Origin of the sequence: Amycolatopsis albispora (assembly GCF_003312875.1) — a bacterium.
Lineage (GTDB): Bacteria > Actinomycetota > Actinomycetes > Mycobacteriales > Pseudonocardiaceae > Amycolatopsis > Amycolatopsis albispora.
The window spans coordinates 1,778,704-1,795,409 of sequence record NZ_CP015163.1 but is presented as its reverse complement, the minus strand read 5'-3'; the positions used below and the strand labels follow the sequence as shown (position 1 = coordinate 1,795,409).

At 70.7% G+C, this 16,706-nt stretch carries 16 protein-coding genes; 6 read left to right on the top strand and 10 right to left on the bottom strand.

The genetic code is table 11. From position 1 onward, the window contains the following. Positions 1–180: 180 nt before the first annotated feature. Together A4R43_RS08380 and A4R43_RS08375 are read right to left on the bottom strand one after the other, a co-directional pair. Positions 181–1,278 carry a cytochrome P450 gene (locus tag A4R43_RS08380; RefSeq protein ID WP_113691796.1) on the bottom strand — a complete coding sequence of 366 codons (1,098 nt, stop codon included), beginning with the start codon at positions 1,276–1,278 and terminating at the stop codon, positions 181–183. Between the two features lie 215 nt (positions 1,279–1,493). Beyond that, positions 1,494–2,117, bottom strand: a complete 624-nt coding sequence (locus A4R43_RS08375; RefSeq protein ID WP_113691795.1) for a TetR/AcrR family transcriptional regulator — start codon at positions 2,115–2,117, stop codon at positions 1,494–1,496. Positions 2,118–2,220: 103 nt separating this feature from the next. Here A4R43_RS08375 and A4R43_RS08370 point away from each other — a divergent pair, with 103 nt between their 5' ends. From A4R43_RS08370 to A4R43_RS08360, 3 genes are all read left to right on the top strand, one after another. Further along, positions 2,221–3,654 (top strand): MFS transporter, encoded by a 1,434-nt coding sequence (locus A4R43_RS08370; RefSeq protein WP_113691794.1) that lies wholly within the window; start codon positions 2,221–2,223, stop codon positions 3,652–3,654. Continuing rightward, positions 3,593–4,873 (top strand): FAD-dependent monooxygenase, encoded by a 1,281-nt coding sequence (locus A4R43_RS08365; protein ID WP_335645149.1) that lies wholly within the window; start codon positions 3,593–3,595, stop codon positions 4,871–4,873. Before A4R43_RS08370 ends, A4R43_RS08365 begins: the two co-directional genes overlap by 62 nt. Positions 4,874–4,975: 102 nt before the next feature. Beyond that, positions 4,976–5,365, top strand: coding sequence for a hypothetical protein (locus tag A4R43_RS08360; RefSeq protein ID WP_162788373.1), 390 nt, complete (start codon positions 4,976–4,978; stop codon positions 5,363–5,365). Here A4R43_RS08360 and A4R43_RS08355 read toward each other — a convergent pair. Continuing rightward, the gene (locus tag A4R43_RS08355; RefSeq protein WP_113691791.1) at positions 5,328–6,539 is read right to left on the bottom strand and encodes a CaiB/BaiF CoA transferase family protein; all 1,212 of its coding nucleotides are present in this window, start codon (positions 6,537–6,539) and stop codon (positions 5,328–5,330) included. The genes A4R43_RS08360 and A4R43_RS08355 overlap by 38 nt on opposite strands. Next, positions 6,539–7,705, bottom strand: coding sequence for an acyl-CoA dehydrogenase family protein (locus tag A4R43_RS08350; protein ID WP_113691790.1), 1,167 nt, complete (start codon positions 7,703–7,705; stop codon positions 6,539–6,541). Before A4R43_RS08350 ends, A4R43_RS08355 begins: the two co-directional genes overlap by 1 nt. 140 nt (positions 7,706–7,845) lie before the next feature. Between A4R43_RS08350 and A4R43_RS08345 the strand changes: the two genes are divergently transcribed. Together A4R43_RS08345 and A4R43_RS08340 are read left to right on the top strand one after the other, a co-directional pair. Continuing rightward, positions 7,846–8,586 carry an IclR family transcriptional regulator gene (locus A4R43_RS08345; RefSeq protein WP_113691789.1) on the top strand — a complete coding sequence of 247 codons (741 nt, stop codon included), beginning with the start codon at positions 7,846–7,848 and terminating at the stop codon, positions 8,584–8,586. A 134-nt stretch (positions 8,587–8,720) separates the two neighbouring features. Beyond that, entirely contained in the window at positions 8,721–10,049 is a 1,329-nt protein-coding gene (locus A4R43_RS08340) for an MFS transporter (protein WP_113691788.1), read from the top strand. Here the strand turns inward: A4R43_RS08340 and A4R43_RS08335 are convergent. After that, complete coding sequence (locus A4R43_RS08335; RefSeq protein WP_113691787.1) at positions 10,046–10,975, bottom strand: AraC family transcriptional regulator; 930 nt, start codon at positions 10,973–10,975, stop codon at positions 10,046–10,048. The genes A4R43_RS08340 and A4R43_RS08335 overlap by 4 nt on opposite strands. Positions 10,976–11,057: 82 nt before the next feature. On the opposite strand from A4R43_RS08335, the gene A4R43_RS08330 reads away from it, so the two are divergent. Continuing rightward, on the top strand, positions 11,058–11,480 hold the full coding sequence (locus tag A4R43_RS08330) for a pyridoxamine 5'-phosphate oxidase family protein (protein WP_113691786.1): 423 nt from the start codon (positions 11,058–11,060) through the stop codon (positions 11,478–11,480). Between the two features lie 2 nt (positions 11,481–11,482). Here the strand turns inward: A4R43_RS08330 and A4R43_RS08325 are convergent, their stop codons facing one another. The 5 genes from A4R43_RS08325 to A4R43_RS08305 form a co-directional block, all read right to left on the bottom strand. Next, the gene (locus tag A4R43_RS08325) at positions 11,483–13,021 is read right to left on the bottom strand and encodes an MFS transporter (RefSeq protein WP_113691785.1); all 1,539 of its coding nucleotides are present in this window, start codon (positions 13,019–13,021) and stop codon (positions 11,483–11,485) included. 81 nt (positions 13,022–13,102) lie between these two features. Then, entirely contained in the window at positions 13,103–13,555 is a 453-nt protein-coding gene (locus A4R43_RS08320) for a MarR family winged helix-turn-helix transcriptional regulator (protein WP_162788372.1), read from the bottom strand. Between the two features lie 69 nt (positions 13,556–13,624). Next, a complete protein-coding gene (locus A4R43_RS08315; protein WP_113691783.1) occupies positions 13,625–14,698 on the bottom strand; it encodes an epoxide hydrolase family protein in 1,074 nt (357 codons plus the stop codon). Between the two features lie 74 nt (positions 14,699–14,772). After that, complete coding sequence (locus tag A4R43_RS08310) at positions 14,773–15,510, bottom strand: class I SAM-dependent methyltransferase (RefSeq protein WP_113691782.1); 738 nt, start codon at positions 15,508–15,510, stop codon at positions 14,773–14,775. Next, positions 15,482–16,693, bottom strand: coding sequence for a pyridoxal phosphate-dependent aminotransferase (locus A4R43_RS08305; protein WP_113691781.1), 1,212 nt, complete (start codon positions 16,691–16,693; stop codon positions 15,482–15,484). The genes A4R43_RS08310 and A4R43_RS08305 overlap by 29 nt, the downstream gene beginning before the upstream one ends. Positions 16,694–16,706 lie beyond the last annotated feature (13 nt).

Here is a 16,706-nt window from a genome sequence, read left to right as displayed (position 1 = left end):
GTCGTACACAACGGAAATCGAGTGTTTGTGAGCCCCCAGCAGCCCCCGGACGCGGCCCAGTCAACAACCGCTTCCCACTTGTGGGCAATCACCCATCCGGGTCACCAGGGCTGCCGGTCAATGACGAGCGGAGATCAAATTCCCGTTGAGCAGCAAGGAAAGCCCGCCGCGTGTGACCGCTCAGGGCACATTCAGGTACAAGTTGCTGAACCCACGGTAAGTACGATTCCGGCCCCAGCGGACCGAACGCACGGAGGCACCGGGAAATCGGCGCGCGAACCGGGTGAGCAGCGTGATCGTGGACAATCTCGCCAGCGGCGCGCCAATGCAATAGTGCACTCCGTGGCCGAACGCCACGTGATCGACACGCCCGGTGTTTTCATGCGGTACCGGCTGCTCCGGTTTCGCCATCCCGGCCCGCGGATCCTGGCCGGTCAGGGAAACCAGCACCAGGTCGCCCTTGGCGATGGGACAGCCGCCCAGTTCGAGGTCTTCACCGGCGACCCGCGCCACGTGCCCGATCGGCGGGTAGAGCGCGAGCACGCGTTCCACCACGGCCTTGGCTTCGGCCTCGGTCAACTCGCCGGCCAGGTTGTTGCCGAGCACGTACCACAACGCGAAACTCGCCAGGCGCGTGGTGGTTTCCAGGCCACCGAACAGCAGGATGGACGAGGTGGCCAGCCGTTCGGCCTCGTTGCCGTGCGCGGTCAGGAAAACCCCGTCGCCGGTGTCGGGCGCGGTGCGGATGAACTCGGCCATTTCCCGTAGCGCGCGTTGCGCCCGCACCGCGTTGTCCCGGCGGTAGGAGGCGGCGAGGAACTCGGCGATGGCGTCGGCCCAGCCGCGCAGCGTCGCGTCGTCACTTCCGGGCAGGCCGAGCAAATGCGCGATCGTCCGAGCCGAAACGACGCTGGCCAGGTCCTCGACCGCGTCGTGTTCCGGCGAATTCGCGAACTTGTCCAGCGCGTCGTCGACGATGCCGTCGACCACGCCCTGGAGTCGCCGGATGCGGGCAGCCGAGAACATCGGCTGCACTGACCGGCGGGCCGTCGTGTGTGCCGCGCCGTCGAGCAGCACGAACCAGCCGCGCAGGGTCTCGATCAGGTCGGCGCACTGTTCGTGCATGTCCGCCGGGAGAAAGGTCAGGTTGGCCGCGTCCAGGTACTGCGAGGACAGCCGCGGGTCCTGGAAAGCGGCCAGCGCGACGTCGTGCCCCCAGGACACCCAGTACCCCAGCGCGTCGTCGTAACGAACTCCGGACTCCCCGTTCTCCGCCACGCGGGCCAGGTTAAGCCGTCGGCCACGAACCGTCGAGGTGTGCACACTCGGCGAAAGCGAGAGGTAAGGCGCGGCAACCGCCGATGTCCCAAGTGGACAAAGGTGGCCCCGGCGCCACCTCGGACGAGGCCTGCCCCACCACCGCGGCGGAACGCGGGCGCTTTCCGTCCACAGTAGATATCCGACCGTCGCCGGCTCCCGGGGTTCTTACAGCGTCAGCGGTAGGCGCGCAGGAACACGTCCACCCCGTCGCCGATGAGGGTCAGGATCTCCGCCGCCGACGGGTTTTCGTCCATTACGTCCAGTGCCAGGCGCATGGTCAGCGCGATGAAGTGCTGCATGGCGCGCCGCGGATTCGGGACCTGCAGCGTGCCGTCGGCCGCGTACTTCGCGAAGCGTTCCTCCATCATCCGTTCCGGCTGGTCCCGCGCCGCCTCCGGGAGTCGCGGCGCCACCGGGGCCTGCGAACTCAGGCGCCGGAACGTGGCGTAGGTCGACGTCGGGAACATTTCCGTGGTCACCCGCTTCGCGAAACCGAGCAACGCCTCGCGGATGTCCCGCCCGTCCACCAGTTCCTCGTCGATCGCCTCCCGCACGGTCGCGACCACGGCGTCGTTCGCGCGCCCAAGCACGCTCCGGAACAGGGTCTGCTTGTCGCCGAAGTGGTCGTAGACGGTCCGCTTCGACACCCCTGCCCGCGCCGAGATCGCGTCGACGCTGGTGAGTTCGTAGCCGTCCGAGACAAACAGCGCTTCGGCCGCGTCCAGGATGGCCGCTCGCTTGGCCTCGGCCTGCAGCCGCCTGCCGGGGGTCTGCGCGGTCGCTCTCGGGGTCGCCATCTTCTCATCGTATTCTCAGCCGCAGAAAACTGCACCGTGTAGTGTGGTTTTCTGGGAAGGCGGTCCGCCCGCCAACCCTCCACCCCAGGTCAAGGAGTACTTCATGGCCGAAAGCAGGGCTCCGCACACCAGCTGGAACGGACGGCTCATCGGCCTGGTGGCCGTCCTGGTGCTGGTCAACTTCATGGTCGACACGGCCATCACCGCCCCGCTGCTCGTCCTGCCGGAGATGCTCGACCACTTCGGCACCGACCAGGCCGCGTGGCTCAACGCCAGCGCGATGCTGGCCGGCGTGATGTGGGCGCCGCTGCTCGGCCGCAGCGCCGACGTCCACGGCAAGCGCAAGGTCCTCGTGCTGACCCTGCTCATCAGCTGCGCGGGCGCACTCGTCTGCGCGGTGGCCCCGAACATCTGGATCTTCGTGCCCGGACGACTGCTGCAGGGCGCGGCCGTGGCCGCGATGTTCCTCAGCGTCGCCATCGTGCGCGAGATGTGCGCGCCGCGGATCGCGATGGTCGTGGTGGGCATCGTGACCTCCGGCTCCGCGGTCCTCAACATCGCTTCCCGCTTCCTCACCGAGAAACTGGCCGCGGACTTCGGCTTCCAGATCCTGTTCCTCGTCTCGGCCGTCGTCGCCGTCACGATGGCGATCTGCGTGCGCCGGATCGTGCCCGAATCCCCGATCACCACCCCCGGCCGCGTCGACGCCGGTGGCGCGCTGCTGCTCGGCGGCGGCCTGGCCGGGGTGCTCAGCTACGTCAGCCTCGGCTCGGAGTTCGGCTGGCTGGCCGTCGGCCCGCTGCTCCTGCTCGCCGGCGGGGGCGCCGCGTTCACCAGGTGGCTGCTGGTCTCGAGCCGGAAACCCGGTTCCCTGATCGACCTCCGGGACCTCGGCGCGCCACTGGTGCTCACGCTGCTCGTCCTGGTGCTCAGCACCGGTTCGTACCAGAGCATGCTCCAGCTCATCCCCCTGGTCGGCGACGTCTCGGCGGACCAGGGCCTCGGCTACGGACTGGCCGGGCAGGGCACGGTGGCGCTGCTGCTCGCGATGCCGGGACTGGGCGTCATGATCGGCGGCCCGGCCGCCGGGGCACTGGCCAACCGCATCGGACCGGCGTCGACGCTGGCCGGCGGAATCGCGCTCGGCACGGTGGGCACCCTCGGCATGTTCCTCGGCGTCTCCCAGTTCCCCGCCGCGCTGTTCTTCGCTTTCCTGCTGGGGTTCACCGTCGGCGCGCTCGGCACCTCGGGTTTCAACATGGCGGGCAGCCTGGCCTCGCCCGAACGACAGGGCATCGTGTCCAGCCTGGTCATGGTGGTGGTCGCGATCGGCTCGGTGGTGCTGAACTTCGTCGGCGCGGCGGTACTCAAGTCGACCACCGTGCTCGCCGGCGGTGAACCGGTGAACTCGGGCGCGGGGGTGTTCGCCTACATCACGATCGCGTCCGCCGCCTTCGCGATCGCCGCGGTCCTGGTTGTCCTCCTGGTGCGGAAAACGCGCCAGCGCCAGCAAACGCCTGCCACGGCGTCTCTCTGAAGGAGTTCCCATAATGAACACAGCAAACCGCACGGTCCTGGTTTCCGGGGCGAGCATCGCCGGTCCCGCCGTCGCGTTCTGGTTGCAGCGGTACGGATTCGAGGTCACGGTGGTGGAAAAGTCCGCCGGGCTGCGTGCCGGTGGTTATCCGATCGACGTGCGCGGCACCGCGCTGGAGGTCGCGCGGCGAATGGGCATCCTGCCGCAACTCCGGGAAGCACACGTCGAATCCCGCCGTCTGACCTTTTTGGACGCCGACGGCGGACAGGTGGCCTCGGTGCACCCGCAGGCGGTGGTCGGCGGAGTCGAAGGACAAGACGTCGAAGTGCGCCGCGGAGACCTCGCGGAAATCCTGTACGGCGTCACCCGCAACGAGGTCGAATACGTCTTCGACGATTCGATCGAGGCGATCGCCGAACACAACAATGGCGTAGAAGTCACCTTCCGCAGCGGCAAGCAACGCGGTTTCGACCTCGTAGTGGGCGCCGATGGACTGCATTCACGAACCCGGGAAATAGTGTTTGGCCCCGAACAGCAATACCACCACTACCTGGGCTATTGCTTCGCCGGATTCACCATGCCCAACAAGTTCGGCCTCTCCCAGGAGGGCGTGATCTGGAACTGCCCCGGCCGGGCGGCGGCGCTCTACGCGGTCAAGGGCAGCGACGACGTCCAGGGGCTCCTCGTCCTCGCGCGTCCAGAACCGCCCTACGGCGTGCTCCGCGACCCCCAGGCGCAAATCGAACTCGTCGCCACCGCCTTCGCCGCCGACGGCTGGGAAATCCCCGCCATGGTCGCCGCCCTGCGCGACGCGGATGACCTGTTCTTCGACACCGTCAGCCAAATCCACCTGCCGCGCTGGTTCAGCGGCCGGGCCGCCCTGGTCGGCGACGCCGCCTACGCCCCGTCGTTCCTGACCGGGCAGGGCTCCAGCCTCGCCCTCGCCGGCGCCTACATGCTCGCCGGGGCACTGGCCACCCACCGCGACCACACCGCCGCTTTCACCGCCTACGAAAGCGAAACCCGCGGCTTCGTCGAACTGAACCAGGCACAGGTCGGCGCGGGTGACGCGGCGCTGTTCCCCGTCACCGCCGAAGCGCTCGAGCGGCGCAACAGCAGGCTGCACGGCCTCACCACCCTGCCCCCGGAAACCGGGCGACCGGCTCACACCGCGCTCACCCTGCCCGAGCCGATCGCCGTGCGACGCCGCACGCGATGACAACCGTGGTGGGCGCGGCCGACCGGCCGGGCCCAGCCGCCCAGATCTACCGGATCCGCACCGCGGTGGAAAGGGCGGATCTGCCCTCGCGGAACCGGAGCGGTGGGGTCCAGTGTGGTGGACGTGGTCGAGGAGAAGGCACCGGCGGGACGCGGGGTGGCACTGACGCTGTGGCTGCTGTGCTACAGCGCGGCCGTGCTCGCCGTCGGGATCGTGCTGGCTGTCCACGCGGCGGGTGAACTGGGTGAAGGCCGGATGCTGCCGGTCCCGGTGGTGCTGGGGGTGGTCGCCCTGCTCGGCGAGGCGGCCGCGCTGACCGGGCTGTGGCTCTGGCGCCGCTGGGGCGTGTCCCTGCTGACCGGCTGCGTGGTGGTCCAGGTGGTGGCCGGGCTGATGGGCGAGGTCGGCGGCGGCGTCATCGCCGCGCGGATCGTGCTCACGTGCGGGCTGGTGTTCATGCTGATCCCCCGCTGGGATCGCCTCCGGAACTGACGGCGGTGCCGTCCGCGAGCAGGGAGTCGATCTCGTCGTCGGAGTAGCCCGCGACCGCCAGCACCGCCCGGGTGTCCGCGCCCGGCGGCCGGGGTGCGGCGCCCACCTGGCCGGGCGTGCGTGCCAGCTTGATGGGAATGCCGACGCCGCGGTAACCGTCCTCGCGGTCGATCACCATCTCGCGGTGCCGGACCTGCGGGGCGGTCAGCGCGTCGGCCACGTCGTGCACCGGCGACGCCGGAACTCCGCGTGCCAGCAGGCATTCGGCCAGTTCTTCGCGTCGCCGCGCGGCAATGCGAGGCCCCAGCACCGCACGCAGCACCGCCGCGTTCCGCACCCGGTCCGCGTTGCTGGTGAACCGTGGATCACTCGCCAGTTCCGGCATTCCGAGCACTTCGGCGAGCGCGGCGAACTGGCGATCGTTGCCCGCGCCGATGAAGAACGGCCCATCAACGGTCTCGAAGTTCTCGTACGGCGCGATCGACGGATGCGCCGAACCGGTGCGCCGCCCGGGTGTGCCGTCGGCCAGCCACGCGCCGCTGTGCGGGTGGAGCAGGCTGATCACCGTGTCCAGCAGCGTCAGGTCGACCAGCTGCCCGAGGCCGGAGGCGTCGCGTTCCCGCAGGGCCAGCAGGATTCCGGAGAACGCCAGGATGCCGGTGACCATGTCGACCACCGGCACGCCCACGCGCAGCGGCGGGCCGTCCGGTTCACCGTTCACGCTCATCAGGCCGCCGTAGGCCTGCAAAACGGCGTCGTACCCGGGCAGTCCGCCGAGGGGGCCGTCGGTGCCGAACCCGGTGATCCGGCAGTGCACCAGCGAGGGGAACCGGCGCCGCAGCTCGTCGTCGCCGAAGCCCCAGCGGGCCAGCGTGCCCGCCTTGAAGTTCTCCACCACCACGTCCGCGCCGGACAGCAGCGTGCCGAGCACCTCCCGGCCACGAGCCGAGCCCAGGTCCAGCACCAGGTTCCGCTTCGCCCGGTTGACGTTGCGGTAGTACGCGCTGACGCCCGTCTCCAGGAACGGCGGGCCCCAGCCACGGGTCTCGTCACCGGCCGGTGACTCCACTTTGGTCACTTCGGCCCCGTGGTCGGCGAGCATCTGAGTACACAGTGGACCGGCCAGCACCCGCGACAGGTCGAGCACCCGCAGGCCGTCGAGCGCCCGCGTCATCAGTACGACCTCGGCAACCCCAGCACGTGCTGGGCGACGTAGTTGAGCACCATTTCCTGGCTGATCGGCGCCAACCGCAGCAGGCGTGCCTCACGGAAGTAGCGTTCGACGTGGTATTCGCGGGCGAAGCCCATGCCGCCGTGGGTCTGGATGGCCCGGTCGGCGGCCTCGAACCCGGCGTCGGCGCACAGCCACTTCGCCATGTTGGCCTCCTTGCCGCACGGCAGCCCCTGGTCGTACCGCCAGGCCGCGGTGCGTGCCATCAGCTCGGCCGCGTCCAGGCGCGTGACGGCTTCGGCGAGCGGGAACGCGATGCCCTGGTTCTTGCCGATGGGCCGGTCGAACACCACCCGCTCGCCGGCGTACCGCACCGCGCGCCGCAGCGCCGCGCGGCCGATGCCGAGCGCTTCGTGGGCGAGCAGGATCCGCTCGGGGTTGAGCCCGTCGAGCAGGTACCGGAAGCCCTTGCCCTCCTCGCCGACCCTGGCCGAGGCCGGTACGCGCAGGCCGTCGAACACCACCTCGTAGGACGGCACCGCGTTGCGCCCCATCTTCGGGATCGCCCGCAGTTGCACCTCGTCCGCGTCGAGATCGACCAGGAACAGGCTCATCCCGTCGGTCGGCTTGGCCACCTGGTCGCGTGGTGTGGTGCGGGCGATCAGCACCATCTTCTGCGACTGCCCGGCCTTGGTGATCCACACCTTGCGGCCGGTGACCACATAGGACTCACCGTCGCGGCGGGCGAAGGTCGAGATGCGGGTGGTGTCGGTGCCCGCGTCCGGCTCGGTCACCCCGAAGCAGACGTGCAGCGAGCCGTCGACCGCGCCCGGCAGCACGGCCTCGCGCAGTTCCTCGCTGCCGTGCTTGACGATCGTGTTCAGCCCGAAGATCGTCAGGTGCATCGTGCTGCACCCGTTCATCCCGGCGCCGGACGCCGCGACCTCCTCGAGCAGCAGGGACGCCTCCAGAATGCCGAGCCCGCCACCGCCGTACGCCTCGGGGATCGCGATGCCGAGCCAGCCCGCCCCGGCGAACGCGTCGTAGAACTCGGCGGGGAATTCGCCCTTCTCGTCGCGTTCGGCCCAGTACTCGTCGGGGAAACGGCTCGCCAGCTCACGCACGCCGCGGCGGATGTCCTCGTGCTCTGCCGTCAGTCGCAGGTCCATCAAACCCTACCCTCTCACCGCTGGCGTTCCTATATACGATCTATGTATCTTATATACGTCCGAACGTAGGCCCGGCCACGGGTTCCGTCAAGATGTCGCCTCCGGCTGCTAGGGTTCGTATTTGCGAACGAGGAGAAGCCGTGTCCGAGTCCCCCGCGAAGGCCCACCGCACGGTGAGCCGCGTGACGACGATCCTGGAGAGCGTCGCGCGTGATGGCGCGCGCATGCACGAACTCGCGGAAATCCTCGAAGCGCCGAAGTCGTCGGTGTTCGGGCTGGTCAAGGGACTGGTCGCGACCGGATATCTGATCGAGGACAAGGGCGTCTACCACCTCGGGCCCGCACTGGGCAGCCTGCTGGCCTCCCCCGGGCCGGACCTGGCCGCCGCCGCGCGACCCGGCCTGGAGCGGCTTCGCGAGGTGTTCAACGAGACCACCATGGTCGGCACGCGGGTCGGCGAGTCGCTGACCTACGTCGCCGCGGTCGAGTCGACCCAGCCGATCCGCTACTCCGCTCCCCTGCGCATCCGGCGCCCGCTGTACCCGCCGAGCGCGGGCAAGGTGCTGCTGTCCCAGTGGAGCACCAAGCGCCGCGACGCGTACCTGCGGTCCATTCTGGACAGCGACGACGCGGTCCGCGCAGCGCAGGCCGAACTCGACACCGTGCGCGAGGAGGGCGTGGCGTTCAATCGCGGCGAGACGCTGCCCGACGTGAGCGCCACCGCGCGCCCGATCGTGGTCGGCAACGAGGTCGTGGCCGCCATCGCCGTGGCGGGCCCGACCTCCCGCATCGTCGACCGGCTCCCGGAAATCGCCGTCACGCTCGCCGAGGTGACCAGTTCGGTCGCCGCGGCGCTGAGCACGCCCGCCGGGCGCCGCTGAACCTCCCAGCTCTGCCCTTCCGGCGTCGCCGCGCGCCCTTGACCGGCTGCCGCCTGCCTGCTTAGCATCCTCATATCCGTCACGCTGTTCGTAAATACGAACGCGAGATTTCCTCGCCGACCGGAGAAGAGGCCATGGCCAACGACGTGCCCAAGGCAGCAAGGCTCCGTCCCAGCGCACCACGGGGCGTCGGCCCCGCGGTGATCATCGGGTCCGCCCTCGAATGGTTCGACTTCTACCTCTACGCGTCGATGGCCGCGCTGGTCTTCGGTGACGTGTTCTTCCCCGGCGGTGACCCGGCCGCCGCCACGATGGCCGCGGTGGCCACCTTCGCGGTCGGCTTTCTCGCCCGGCCGCTCGGCGGGGTCGTGTTCGGTGCGCTCGGCGACCGGATCGGCCGCAAACGGGTGCTGTCACTGACTTTTCTGCTGATGGGCGTGTCCTCGGCGGGCATCGGCCTGCTGCCGACCTACGAAGCCGTCGGCATCGCCGCGCCGATCCTGCTGGTGGTGCTGCGGTTGTTGCAGGGACTGGGCGCCGGTGCGGAGTTCGGCGGGGCGATCGCGGTCGCCTACGAGCACGCCGCGCCCGGCAGGCGGGGCAGGCAGGGTGCGTGGCCCGCGCTGGGTGTGAATCTCGGCCTGCTGCTGTCCTCGCTCACCGTCGCGGCGCTGACCAGCACGGACAAGGAGTTCCTCAACGGTTTCGGCTGGCGGATCCCGTTCCTGCTGAGTTTCGCGCTGATCGGGGTCGGGGTGTGGGTGCGGCGCCGGTTGCCCGAAACCCCCGAGTTCGAAGCGGTCGTGCGCACCGGGCACCGGCGGGCTCCGCTGCGGGAGCTGGTCCGCGGCAACTGGCGGGCGCTGCTGGTGGTCATGGTGATCACCATCGGCTACAACGGGGTCAGCTACATCTTCAAGACCTTTTCCTTGGCCTACCTGACGAACTACCGCGACGTGCCGGCGAACGTCGGCGCGCTGGGCATCAGCATCGCCAGCTTCTTCGCCATCATCACGGTGCCGATCGCCGGGCGGCTGGCCGACCGGCTCAGCGCCAAGGCCGTGGTGCTGACCGGCGGCGTGGCCACGGTGGCGCTGGCGTTCCCGTTCTTCTGGCTGCTCGACACCGGCAACCCGTGGCTCATCTGGACCGGATTGGTCTGCGCCACCGGGATAGTGGTGCCCGCGATGCTCGCCGCGCAGGGTGCGTTCCTCGCGCAGCAGTTCCCCGCCGAGGTGCGGTCGTCCGGCCTGGGCACCGGCCGGGAAGTGGGCGGGGCGTTCGCCGGTGGGCTGGCCCCGCTCGCGGCGCTGGCGCTGGTCCAGTCCACCCCGGGACACGGCTCGTGGGCGGTCTCGCTGCTCTTTGTCGCGGGTGGACTGTTCATTGTGCTCGGCACGCACCACGACCAGAGCCGCCGCCGGAACCGGGCGCGAGCGGAGGCTCCGGTCGCCGTCAGCTAGACCGTCGCGGCGCGGCGGAACTCGCTCGGGTTGGTGCCGCGCAGGCGTTTGAACGCGGCGCTGAAACCGAACGGGTCGGCGTATCCGACCGTGCGCGCGATGTCGGCGATGGTCGCGGTCCGCCGTTCGACGAGCAGGTCCGCGGCCAGCGTCATGCGCCAGCCGGTGAGGTAGCTCAGCGGCGGTTCGCCGACCAGCTCGGTGAACCGCTTGGCCAGCGTCGAGCGCGACACCCCGGTGCGCTTGGCCAGCGTGGCGACCGTCCACGGCGCGGCGGGTTCGGCGTGGATCAGGCGCAGCGCCTGGCCGACCACCGGGTCCCGCTGCGCCGCCCACCACGCCGGGGGCTCACCACCGGGCCGGTCGAACCACTCGCGCAACGTGCACACCAGCAGCCAGTCCAGGAGCCGGTCGAGCACCACCTGCTGCCCGGGCGCGTCCACGGCGACCTCGGCGGCGAGGTGGTCCTGCACCGGGTCGGGGTCGTCGCCCGCGTCCACGCGCAGCACGACCGGCAGCGCGTCGAGCAGGCGGCTGCTGATTTCCCCGCGTGCCGGGTAGGCGCCGACGATCAGCGTGGTCGTGCCGGGCCCGCCAGCGCCGTCGTGCCAGCCGAGCCGGTGCCGGGTGCCGCCCTGTTCCGGTGTCGCGCAGTGCTCACCGCAGGCGATCGGCTCGGCGCGGGTGCCGACCTCGTCGACGAAGGTGAACGTCGACGGCCCGCGCACGATGACCGTCTCGCGGGCGCGCAGCGGTTCGGGCGGGTGGCCCTCCGGCACGATCCAGCCTTCGCCGGTCAGGAGCGTGCACACGGTCAGCGGCGCGCCGTCGACGAAGTGCAGCGCCCACGGCGCGGTCAGGACCGAGCTGCCGAACAACGAGCCGTGGGCCCGCACACCACGGATGAGGTCACTGAAGGCGTCCACGGGCACGACCTTAGACGAACACACAGGCAATTCAGCCTTTCACCTATGGGATCGTCCGGGCCGCCCGGGTTGAATCGACACCATGACCACCGCCGCACTGACTGCCGAAGACCTCGAATTCCTGCGCCGCCCGCTGCACGGGTTCCTGACCGTGGCCGCCGGGCCGGTCCCGCCCCAGCCGCGGCCGGTGTGGTTCGAGGTGACCGATGAGGGCACCATCCAGCTGTTCACCGAGCCGGACGCGCTCAAGGTGCGCCGCCTGCGCCGCGACCCGCGCGCGTCGATCGTGGTCGCGGCGCCGGTGGGGGAACCGGAGCGCTGGGTGTCCGTCGCGGGCCGCGCCACGCTGGAAACCGAGGGGGCGCAAGAGCTGAGCGAGCGACTGGCCGCCCGGTACTGGGACCTCGGTGACCAGGCCAGGGCCGAGGTGCTCGCCCAGATCCAGGCCCAGGACCTGCTCCGGCTGGTCATCCACCCGGAGCAGGTCAGCCGCTACTCGTTCTGAACCTAGCTCTTGACCAGGGCGGCGTCGGTCTCCTCGGCCGCCTGCTCCAGCCCGGTGCTGGTCCGCAGCGGGCTTTCCCTGATGGCCAGGATCGCCACCACGGTGATCAGCGACAGCGCCCCGGCGATCAGGAAGATCACCGCGGTCCCGTCGCCGTACGCGGCACGCACGATGTCACCGAGCGCGGCGGGCAGTTCGTTCAGGCTGCCGATGCCGACCTCACCGGAACCCGGCGGCACGGCGATGCCCGCCGCGCTCAGGCCGTCGGTGGTCCGCTGCGAGACCTGCGTGGCCAGCACCGCGCCCAGCACCGACACGCCGACCGTGCCGCCCAGCGAGCGGAAGAAGGCGACCGTGGAACTGGCCGCGCCCAGGTCGGTGGCGGCCACCGTGTTCTGCACCGCCAGCACCAGGTTCTGCATGGTCATGCCCATCCCGGTGCCCAGCACGAACAGGAACACCCCGAGCAGCACCATGTTCGTGGTGTGGTCGATCGTGCCGAGCAGGCCGAACCCGCCTGCCATCGCGATCGAGCCCGCCACCAGGAACGCCTTCCACCGGCCGTACTTGGTGATCAGCAACCCCGACACGGTGGAGGACAGCATCGAGCCGACGATCATCGGCAGGGTCAGCAGCCCGGCCGCGGTCGGCGAGTAGCCGCGCGCGATCTGGAAGTACTGCCCGAGGAACACCGCGCCGCCGAACAACGCCGTGCCGACCGCGATGCTGGCCACGGTGGCCAGCGTGGTGGTGCGGTCGCGGAACAGCCGCAGCGGGATGATCGGCTCCTTCGCCCGGCTCTCCACCAGCACCGCCAGCGCCAGCAGCACCACGCCGAGGCCGACCAGCAGCCACGAGGTGCCCGAACCCCAGGCGAAGCTGTTGCCCGCCAGCGTGACCCAGATCAGCAGGGTGGACACCCCGCCGGCGATCAGCCCGGCGCCCAGGTAGTCGACCTTGATCGGGCGCTTGACCACCGGCAGGTTCAGCGTGCGCTGCACCACCAGCAGCGAGATCACCGCGAACGGCACGCAGACGTAGAAGCACCAGCGCCAGCCGAGCCACGAGGTGTCCACGATCAGCCCGCCGAGCAGCGGGCCGGCCACCGTGGCCACCGACATCACGATCGAGATCGGGCCGGTGTAGCGGCCGCGTTCGCGGGGGCTGATCATCGCCGCGATCACGATCACCACCAGGGACTGCAGCCCGCCGAGGCCGAGGCCCTGCAGCGCGCGCCAGGCGATCAGCGTTTCGGCGGACTGGGCGAGCCCGGCCAGCACCGAGCCGAGGGTGAACACCGCGATCGCCAGCTGCACCAGCAGTTTCTTGCTGACCAGGTCGGCCAGCTTGCCCCAGATCGGGGTGCTCGCGGTGGAGGTGAGCAGGGTCGCGGTGATCACCCAGGTGTACTGGCTCTGCGAACCGTGCAGGTCGCGGATGATCGTCGGCAGCGCGTTCGAGACGATGGTGGAGCTGAGGAACGCGGTGAACATCGCCAGCAGCAGCCCGGTGAGGGCTTCCAGTACCTGGCGGTGGGCCATGCGCCCGCTCTCCTCGGCGGAGCCGGGCGCGACCGGTGACGTGGGCGAAGCCACTGGGTGTTTCTCCTCGTTGCTGGTGGTTCAGGAATCCGCGAGTTCACGGACGGCGCGGATGTCGGCGGTGAGCCTGCGCAACCCGGCGATGAGGGCTTCGGCGTCCTCTTCGGCCCAGTCGGTCAGCGCGGTGGCGACCAGTTCGGCCCAGCGCCGCTGGTGGGCGCACAGGTAGCGGTCGCCGTCCTCGGTGACGGCGAGCAGCCCGGCCCGGCCGTCCCCCGGATCGGGGCGGCGCCGGACCAGGCCTGCTCGTTCGAGCGGGGCGACCTGCCTGCTGATCACGGACGGGTCGACGTCGAGCCGCGCCGCCAGCCGTCCCAGCCGCTGCTCGCCGTCGCGGTGCAGCAGCGAGAGCAGCGCGATGGCGCCGGGTGGCAGGTCCTCGTGCTGGTAGGCGTGGTGCTGCACGGCACGGCCCGAGCGGATCACCGCACGCAGGGCGTCGATGAGCTCGGCCGCGGTCGCCGACGTGAGCACGAACTGCCTCCCCAATGGTTGCCAAGTACAACCATATATTACTTGCTTAGGGAAAGCAATCGTCTCGGGTCAGTGGGCGAGGAAGAACTCCCGGACGTCCGCGGCGAACAGGTCCGGCACCTCCATCGCGGCGAAGTGCCCGCCGCGGTCGAACTCCGACCAGTGCCGGATGTCGTAGAGGCGCTCGGCCAGCGGCCGCACCGACTGCGTGATGTCGTGCGCGAACACCGCCACACCGACCGGCACCCGGCACGGCTGCCCGCTCCCCCGCGGGGCGTCGTGGTGGAACCGGGCCGAGGAGGCGGCGGTGGCGGTCAGCCAGTACAGCGAGACGTCGGTAAGCATCCGCTCGTCGCTGACCGGCGTGCTCGGGTCGGTCCACTGCGCGAAGCGCTCGGCGATCCAGACCAGCTGCCCGACCGGCGAATCGGTCAGCGCGTAGCCGATGGTCTGCGGGGTCAGTGCCTGCAACGCCTGGTACGGCGGGCGGTTCGCCATAAGTTCCCGGACCCGGTCCAGCCGCGCCTCGTCCGCCGCCGAGACCTGCACGGCGGGATCCGGCCGGGTCGGCAGGTAGTTGACGTGCACGCCGGCGACGTGTTCGGGCGCGACCGCGCCGAGCGCCAGCGAGATGCCCGCCCCGAAGTCACCGCCCTGCGCGCCGTAGCGCTCGTAGCCGAGGCGGCGCATCAGCTCCGCCCACGCCCGCGCGACCCGGACGGCGTCCCAGCCGCGCTCGTGGGTCGGCCCGGAGAAGCCGAAGCCGGGAATGGACGGGATCACCAGGTGGAACTCGCGCGAGAGCGGCTCGATCACGTCGAGGAACTCCAGGAACGAGCCGGGCCAGCCGTGCGTGAGCACCAGCGCGAGCGCGTCCGGCTTCGCGGACCGGACGTGGACGAAGTGGATGCGCTGGCCCTCGATCTCGGTGGTGAAGTGCGGCAGTTCGTTGAGCGCGGCTTCGTGCGCACGCCAGTCGTAGCCGGTGCGCCAGTACTCGGCCAGCTCCTGGAGTCTGGCCAGCGGGAAGCCGTAGTCCCAGCCCGCGCCGTCGACCTCGTTGGGCCAGCGGGTGCGGGCCAGGCGGTCGGCGAGGTCGTCGAGATCGGCCTGCGGCACGTCGATGCGGAACGGCTTGATCATGCTGAACCCCCAATGTTAGGACGACTAACGTTTGTCCCCCTAACGATAGCATGGTCGTTGGTGACACCAACGGTTCAGCGGGTCAGCAGCCGCGCGCGGGGATGGTGGGTCCACTCCCCCGACGGCGCGCGGCGCAGGAACTCCTCGCGCAGTCCGGCGACGAACTCCTCGCCGCGCTCGGTGACCAGCGGGCGCAGTGGCCCGGACCGGACGTAGGCCTCGAACACCGTCGCCGCGTCCGGATGGGTCATCGGGTGCGTGACGTACTCGTCGCGGTCGAAACCGGTCAGCCGGTCCTCCCACGACCGGTCCGACGGCGGCACGTGCGGCCGCAGCGCCTCCCGCATGACCGCGAACGGGCCCTCGGATTCGACCACGCCCGGCCAGAACACGACCGACAGCCGGCCACCGGGGCGCAGCGCCGCCGTCCACGCGGCGAGCGCGGCCTCGGGCTCGGGCAGCTGCTGCAGGCCGAACACCGACAGCACCGCCGCGCACCGGCCGGTCCACTGTGGATCCAGCGTGGCCGCGTCGCCTTCGACCACGTGCACCAGCGGGTTGCCGCCCGCCCTGGCGGTGGCCAGCCGGACCATGCCGGCGGACAGGTCGATGCCGGTCAGCTCGCGGCCGGGGAACCGCTCGGTCAGCAGGTCCAGTTCGGGGAAGGTGCCGGAGCACGGCACCAGGACCGGCCCGTCGGGCAGCGACCCCAGAGCGTCGACGGCGGTGCGAACCCACGGTGCGAACCGCGGCACGAAGTAGGCTTCGTAGCCGTCGGCGGCTTCATCCCAGGCTCGGGCCAAATCGTTCATGCGCCGAGCGTAGGGCGTTTTCGAACCGGTCCAGCTGCGCGGCGATCCACGGCAGCCGGGCGGGATCGGCGGCGGCGAGCGCTTGGTGCCGCTGCTCGTCGTTTTCGCCGTAGAGCAGGCTGGTCGCGATGCGCAGCCGCAGTGCGCCGGGGTCGTCACCGAACGCGGAACCGGGCAGGGTGGCGACACCGAGGTCGAGCAGGCGCGCGGCCAGTTCGCGGTCGTCGCGCACGGCCCAGCCGGAGAAGTCCGGGTAGAGGTAGAAACCGGCCTGTGGTGCCGGGCAGGTGACGCCCGCGCCGGTCAGGATGCGCGCGACGGCGGTGGCGACGCGGGAATGCAGGCGGCGGCTGGCGTCGATGCGGTCGCGGAGTGCGCTCGGTTCGGTGAACGCCAGTGCCGCGACCTTCTGCACGGGCTGCGCGGGCGCCGACCAGACCTCGCTGCCCATGCCGATCACCGCGTCACGCGGTTCCGCGCCGGGAAACCGCGCGACGCCGATGCGCCAGCCGCCCAGCGCCAGGTTCTTGCTCAGCCCGGTGGTCACCACCGTCCGCTCCGGGGCCACCTCGGCCGGGCTGAGGAACGGTGTCGCGGAATCGTGCACGAGGTCGCGGTAGATCTCGTCGGACAGGATCAGCAGGTTGTGCTTCTCGGCGACTTCGCACACCGCGCGCACGGCCTCCGGCGGCGCCACCGCGCCGGTCGGGTTGTCCGGCAGGGTCAGCACCACGGTGCTCAGCTCCGGGCCGAGCGCGTCGAGCCGGTCGGCATCGGGCACACCCGCCGCACCCGGCACCAGGTGGCACGGCAGGTGGTGCAGCGCGGCCTGCGCGGCGTAGCTGACCCAGCTCGGTTTCGGCAGCGCGACCCCGCCACCGGCGGCCCCGAGCACCGCCCACAGCAACGCCTTGCTGCCGGGCGCGGCCACCACGTCGGCGGCTTCGGCAGGCACACCACGGCGTGTCCAGTACCCGGCGGCGGCCTCGCGGAGTTCGGGAATGCCCGCCGCCGGGCCGTAGCCGGCGGCCGGTGCGGCGTCGGCGAGCGCGGCGGTCAGCATCGGGTGCACCGGGATCCCGGCTTCGCCGAAGCCCAGCGGAACGGTGGGGAGCCCCGCCGCGCGGCGGCGGGCGACTTCTTCGTTGACGGCCAAGGTGGGTGAAACTGCGGAAGCCTTCATGACTCCACCGTCC

Excerpts from the sequence above, each read along its gene's own strand:
- A4R43_RS08375 (WP_113691795.1), bottom strand. The coding sequence starts at position 2,117 with ATGGCGACCCCGAGAGCGACCGCGCAGACCCCCGGCAGGCGGCTGCAG.
- A4R43_RS08370 (WP_113691794.1), top strand. The coding sequence starts at position 2,221 with ATGGCCGAAAGCAGGGCTCCGCACACCAGCTGGAACGGACGGCTCATC.
- A4R43_RS08355 (WP_113691791.1), bottom strand. The coding sequence starts at position 6,539 with ATGACGCGGGCGCTCGACGGCCTGCGGGTGCTCGACCTGTCGCGGGTG.
- A4R43_RS08350 (WP_113691790.1), bottom strand. The coding sequence starts at position 7,705 with ATGGACCTGCGACTGACGGCAGAGCACGAGGACATCCGCCGCGGCGTG.
- A4R43_RS08340 (WP_113691788.1), top strand. The coding sequence starts at position 8,721 with ATGGCCAACGACGTGCCCAAGGCAGCAAGGCTCCGTCCCAGCGCACCA.
- A4R43_RS08330 (WP_113691786.1), top strand. The coding sequence starts at position 11,058 with ATGACCACCGCCGCACTGACTGCCGAAGACCTCGAATTCCTGCGCCGC.
- A4R43_RS08325 (WP_113691785.1), bottom strand. The coding sequence starts at position 13,021 with ATGGCCCACCGCCAGGTACTGGAAGCCCTCACCGGGCTGCTGCTGGCG.
- A4R43_RS08315 (WP_113691783.1), bottom strand. The coding sequence starts at position 14,698 with ATGATCAAGCCGTTCCGCATCGACGTGCCGCAGGCCGATCTCGACGAC.
- A4R43_RS08310 (WP_113691782.1), bottom strand. The coding sequence starts at position 15,510 with ATGAACGATTTGGCCCGAGCCTGGGATGAAGCCGCCGACGGCTACGAA.
- A4R43_RS08305 (WP_113691781.1), bottom strand. The coding sequence starts at position 16,693 with ATGAAGGCTTCCGCAGTTTCACCCACCTTGGCCGTCAACGAAGAAGTC.